This is a genomic window from Dapis purpurea BLCC-M126, from assembly GCF_050015975.1.
Taxonomy (GTDB): Bacteria; Cyanobacteriota; Cyanobacteriia; order Cyanobacteriales; family Microcoleaceae; genus Trichodesmium.
The window spans coordinates 4918-11385 of record NZ_JBNHER010000032.1; the positions used below are offsets into that span (position 1 = coordinate 4918).

Consider the following 6468-nt stretch of genomic DNA (forward strand, 5'->3'; position numbering starts at 1 on the left):
TAGGATATTTCCTTATATTTAACTCTATAGTTTTCCTTAAGGTAATTATCCATTAAGGTATAAAGCCTCCTATTCTAAGAGAAAAAAAGTGCTAGGATATTTCCTTATATTTAACTCTATAGTTTTCCTTAAGGTAATTATCCATTATCCATTATCCATTATCCATTAATGAATTATGTCAACTGAATATTCAGATAAATCAAAAGGAGTAAAAGAGCGAAAAACTTCTCTACGGATAGTTTTTGTATTACCTATAGTGCTGCAAATTATGGTTGCTGTAGGTTTAACAGGATGGCTCTCATTACGCAATGGACAAAAAGCAGTTAATAATGTTGCCAATCAGTTACTCAGCGAAGTAACTACCCGCGTTGATGAACATCTAGAAAGCTATCTAAAAATTCCTCCCTTTATTAATCAAATTAATAGAGATGTTCTTCGTTTGAATAACTTAGACATAAATAATTTAATTAGTTGGCGACCATACCTGTTTAAACAAAGCAAATTATTTTATCAAGTAAGTACCATTGGTTTTGGTAGCGAAAAAGGAGAAGCAATCTGGGTATTGAAATTAGATGAAAATACTTTAGAACTAGCAATTAGTGACGAATTAAGTGATGGAAAAATACAAGAATATCTATTAGATAATCAGGGTAATATAGCTGGACTACCAACAGGAGAATATCATTATAATCCAAGAACAAGACCTTGGTATCAAGCTGCTATAAAAACAGGTATACCAACCTGGACTAAAATATACCCCTGGGTGCGTGGAGATGGTTCAATTAGTGATTTAGGAATTGCTCATGTACTACCTTACTACGACCAAAAAAGTATTCGTCAGGGTGTACTTGTAGTTGATTTAAGCTTAGAAAAAATTAGCAAATTTCTACAGAATTTAAAAATTGGTAAATCCGGTAAAATATTCATCGTCGAACGTTCGGGATTAATGGTAGCTACGTCTACTTCAGAAGAGTTATTTACTACTCAAGCTAATGGTAAAAAATTACAACGATTGGAATCCTTAGAAAGTAGTGAACCCTTAATTCAAGCTGCTGCTCAATACTTACATAAAAGATTCTTAGGTCTAACTCAAATAAATCAAAGTAAACAATTAAGTTTTGAGTTTAATCATCAACGAAATTTCCTAGAAATTAAACCTGTAAAATATGGTCTTAATATTGACTGGTTGATTGTAGTAGTAGTTCCAGAAGCCGACTTTATGGAGGAAATTAATAGTCAAAGACGGAATACAATTTTCTTATGTTTAGGTGCATTAGGATTAGCAATAACTGGTGGCATTTTAACTTCTCGGTGGGTAATTAGACCAATTCTCCGCTTAAACAAAGCTGCTAAAGCTTTTGCTAAAGGGAATTGGCAACAAAAAGTAGAAGTTAAACACTCTGATGAACTAGGAGAATTAGCCCATTCATTTAATACAATGGCTGTGCAATTACAAGAATCATTTAACACTCTAGAAACAAAAAATGCTGAACTAAAACGTTTAGATAAACTCAAAGATGAATTTTTAGCAAATACTTCTCACGAACTTCGTACTCCTATAAATGGCATGATTGGAATTGCTGAATCAATGTTAGATGGAGCAACAGGAGAACTATCAGAAATTCAGCAAAAAAACTTATTAATGATTGCTCAAAGTGGTCATAGACTTACAGATTTAGTCAATGATATTCTTGATTTTTCCAAACTTAAACATCAAAATTTAGAATTGCAGTTAAAACCTGTAGGAATCAGAGAAATAACAGAAGTAGTTGTCATTATTTGTCAATCTTTAGTCGGGACTAAAAATTTAGAGTTAGTTAACTCTATTCCGGCTGACTTACCTCCAGTTTATGCTGACGAAAACCGGTTGCATCAAATTTTATATAACCTGATTGGTAATGGAATTAAATTTACAGAAGCTGGAAGAGTAGAAATATCTACAGAGATTATTAATGAACAACAAAACTCACAATTAAATAATCAACATCCAATTCGAGAAAACCAACAATTAGCAATTACTATTTCTGATACAGGTATTGGCATTGCAGAAGATAAACTAGACAGAATATTTGCATCATTTGAACAAGGTGATGGTTCCACAGCCCGTGAATATGGAGGTACAGGTTTAGGTTTAGCAGTGACTAAAAAACTTGTGGAATTACATGGGGGAAAAATTTGGGTAAAATCTCAAATAGGTATCGGTTCTCAATTTACTTTTACTATGCCAATATCTATAGAATCTGCGGCTAGTAATAACTCTCATATATCTGGTCATCAGATAGCATTAACTAGGGAGAAAGAAACTGTATCCTCTACTCAAGAAAAACAAATAAATTCTGCCCAAGAACTATCACAAACAACAGCAAAATTTAAAATTATGATTGTTGATGATGAACCAGTAAACTTACAGGTTCTTGTCAATATTTTATCCCTACAAAATTATTCCATAGTTCAGGCAATGGATGGCATAGAAGCCTTAAAAATAATTGAGCAAGGTTATCAGCCAGATGTAATTTTATTAGACGTAATGATGCCAAAAATGACTGGTTATGAAGTCACACATAAACTCCGTCAAAATTTCTTACCCAGTGAATTACCAATTCTCATGTTGACTGCTAAAAATCAAGTCTACGATCTGGTTGAAGGATTAAATGCTGGTGCTAATGACTATCTGACAAAACCTATATCTAAAAATGAATTAATGGCAAGACTAAAAACTCATCTCAGATTATCTCAAATTAACAATTCTTATAGTCGATTTGTACCCCATGAGTTTCTCAAATTTCTCAGCAAAGACTCCATAATTGATGTCGAATTAGGCAACCATGTATGTAAAGAAATGGCAGTAATGTTTTCTGATATTCGCTCCTTTACCGCTCTTTCAGAAACAATGACACCTCAAGAAAACTTTGACTTTGTTAATTCATATTTAGGGCGTGTCAGTCCAAAAGTTAGAGATAATTATGGATTTATAGTCAAATATTTAGGAGATGGAATGATGGCTGTATTTCCCAATGGAGCAGATGATGCAGTCAAAGCTGGTATTGCCAAAATCAAAGAAGTTGGAGAATATAATTTTATTAGAAAAAGTCAAGGGTATAAACCAATAAAAGTGGGAATTGGAATTCATTTTGGACAGATGATGGTAGGTATGGTAGGAGAAAAAGCTAGAATGCAAGGAGATGCTTTTTCTGATAATGTAAATTTAGCCTCTCGTTTAGAAGGATTAACAAAATTTTATGGAGTTTGTATAATAATTACTGAAGCAGTATTTACTAATTTAGTAGATCCAAATCAATATCAAATTCGATTTTTAGATCGAGTCCTAGTTAAAGGGCGGAATTATCCTATTAAAATTTATGAAGTTATGGATGGAGAAACAGAATCTTTGCTAAACTTAAAAAAACAAGTTCAATCGGATTTTGAACAAGGAGTGTTATATTATCAACAGCAAGAATTTGCCATAGCAAAGGAATATTTCCAGAAAGTATTGACAGTAAATTCACAGGATAAAACTACAGAAATTTATCTAGAACGAGTGAATAATTTTTTATTAGAAGGTGTACCTACTAACTGGCAAGGAGTTACAAGCTGGAATCAAAAATAAAAAGAGAGAATAGGGAATAGGGAATAGGGAATAGAGAATTATAATTGATTATTTATGGATAAGAATTGATTTTATTTTTGATTTTTGGATAATTCTAATAGCTGATAGCTGTTTGCCTAGCATTCCGCAGGAAATACTTACAAGAGACTGTTCTGGAAAAGAGGGAGTAGGCAGTAGAAAGACCCACTCCTAAACCCTATTAGGAGAGGAATAATTGATCATTTATGTGCGATAATTGATTCTATTTTTTATTATTGGAGATATCTAATTAATAGTAAACTAGGGCAAGTTTTATGTATATACATAGCTAAGAAAGAATTGGTTAGCACATAGACTAATAATGAATCTTAGACTAGAAAATATTTTTCCAACTGTTCCCTCTCTTAGTCAGCATTCCCTCTCTTGGTGAGCGTTCCCTCTCTTAGTCAGCATTCCCTCTCTTGGTGCGCGTTCCCTTGCGACTGTCGTCGTCGCGGGGTCGCACCGCTTGCGTCTTACGCCGACGCGGGATATAACCGCTTGCGTATTGCCCCGAGGCTGAGTCCCACCGCTGTTCTCTGTTCCCTGCTATATAATTGAACTTTAAGTACGAAGAAAGAAGCCGCTACCATGCCAAAGTCACCACTAAACCCTGTATTTTGCCAACTTTCACCAAAACTTCCTCTGCGAGCTATAGTCATTGTCCCATTTGTACTGCAAATCATCACAGCAGTAGGCTTAGTGGGATATCTGTCATTTACAAATGGTAAGCGTGCAGTCAACGACTTAGCTCATCAATTACAAAACGAAATTACAGTCCGTATTCAGAGGAAACTGGATATTTATTTACAGACTCCCCATTTAGTGAATCAACTAAATGTAAATGCTATTCGTCTTAATCAACTTAATATTCAAGCAACTAATGATCTCGAACGTCATTTATGGAGTCAAATTCAGTCTTTTGATTCTATTGGCGTGATTGGGATTACATCTACATCAGGAACTATGGTTGCAGTTAGTCGTCAAGACAATAACGCATTAAATATCATTGTTACAGACAAATCTACAAACGGAGAACTTCAGGAATATACTACCGACAGTCAAGGGAGGCGAACTAAGCGCACAAAAGTAGTACCCCAATATGACTTCCGTGTGCGACCATGGTATCAAGATGGCATCACTGCAAGTCAAGCAGCTTGGGGTAAGATGTTTACATCCCTAATTGATGAAAAAGTAAAAATGATGGCTACTCAACCTGTAATTGATAATGATGGTAATGTCATCGCCTTAGTCAATGCTACTCTCACCTTTTCTCAAGTGCATGAATTTTTACAGAAGTTGAACATTAGTAAGTCAGGGGAAGCTTTCATCTTAAACCGTTCTGGAGAACTAATAGCTAGTTCAGGTACAACCGATCCTTTTATTCATAACAATAATAACTCAGAACTGATCGACGCTTTAGATAGTAAAGATCCTTTGATTCGTTTAGCAAGTCAACATCTGAGAGACAGGTTTGGGGATCTAAATCAAATTCAGAATACTTCATTACTACAGTTTAATATTGACGGTAAACAACAATTTTTACAAGTTGTACCTTTTAGCGATAAATATGGTTTAGATTGGTTGATTTTAGTAGTCGTTCCCCAAGCAGATTTTATGGGGCGTATTTATGCCAATACTCGGATTACTGTCGCCTTGTGTTTGATGGCATTCATACTCGCAATTATTCTTGGTTTATTCAGTTGTGAATTAATTATTAGACCTGTTAAGAGTTTGAAAGAAGCAGCAACTTCTTTATCTATTGGGAACTGGGAACAAAAAGTCAAAGAAGTTCCTATTGATGAATTGGCAATATTAGCTCAATCATTTAATCAAATGACAGAGCAAGTAGAGAAATCATTTGTTGAATTGGAGAGTAAAAATGCTGCTTTACAGGAGGCAGATAAGTACAAAGATGAGTTTATGAAAAATATTTCCCATGAGCTGAGAACTCCACTTAACAGTATTATTTGTTCACTCAAATTAGTCCTTGATAACTTTTGTGATAGCCCAGAAGAAGAAACTGAATTATTACAGCAAGCTGATAAGTCTGCTATTCATTTGCTGGATTTAATTGATGAACTTTTGGATTTAGTACAACTTAAAGAAGGCAAACTTATAATTGAGAAAAAGCCAGTAAATTTGTCTGAATGCTTAAGTGAAATAATTGATTCTCAACAACCTATGATCCAACACAAAAATCTGCAATTATACAAACCTAATATGTCTAAATCAATATTTGTAGAAGCTGATTCGACAAAGCTAAAGCAAATATTTTTAAATGTTATTGATAATGCAATTAAGTTTACTGAGACTGGTAGTATTACTATCGATCTTCAGATTAAACCAGGTCTGAATACTTATGATATCGATCAAATTCCGATTGCGGTAGTAACTATTAAAGATACAGGAATTGGAGTTGAACCTAGTAAACAACATCAATTATTTCAATCTTTTGTTATGCTGGATGGTTCTACTACTCGTGCTTATACTGGTTGTGGTTTAGGATTAGCAATTTCTCGTAGTTTGATGGAATTGATGGGTGGTAATATTACTCTAGAAAGTGCTGGTAAAAATCAAGGCACAACAGTTTTTATATCTTTACCTATTACTCTCAAAACTTCTAATGATAGTTAAATTTTGACCACTTTAATTTAATTTTTGATTTAATTTTACAGCATTGCATAATCTTAGGTATAAATTATAAATATTCACCCCTGAAACTATTTATGTCCTAGGTATTTTATTACCGAATTATTAATTATTAATTGTTAATTAAATAATTGTGGTTTACAGCGGTTTTCATATTAATAAACCACAATGATACTGACTCCTTACTCCTT

Annotated in this window: 2 protein-coding genes; both read left to right on the forward strand. The window is 33.7% G+C overall.

Annotated elements, in window-relative coordinates:
- The first annotated feature begins 175 nt into the window (after positions 1-175).
- Positions 176-3607 carry a response regulator gene (locus ACP6PL_RS03785; RefSeq protein ID WP_426542702.1) on the forward strand — a complete coding sequence of 1144 codons (3432 nt, stop codon included), beginning with the start codon at positions 176-178 and terminating at the stop codon, positions 3605-3607.
- A 609-nt stretch (positions 3608-4216) separates the two neighbouring features.
- Complete coding sequence (locus tag ACP6PL_RS03790; RefSeq protein WP_426542704.1) at positions 4217-6262, forward strand: HAMP domain-containing sensor histidine kinase; 2046 nt, start codon at positions 4217-4219, stop codon at positions 6260-6262.
- Positions 6263-6468 lie beyond the last annotated feature (206 nt).

Bases quoted from the DNA above. Each gene is read 5' to 3' on its own strand.
- ACP6PL_RS03785 (WP_426542702.1), top strand. From the start codon at position 176: ATGTCAACTGAATATTCAGATAAATCAAAAGGAGTAAAAGAGCGAAAA.
- ACP6PL_RS03790 (WP_426542704.1), top strand. From the start codon at position 4,217: ATGCCAAAGTCACCACTAAACCCTGTATTTTGCCAACTTTCACCAAAA.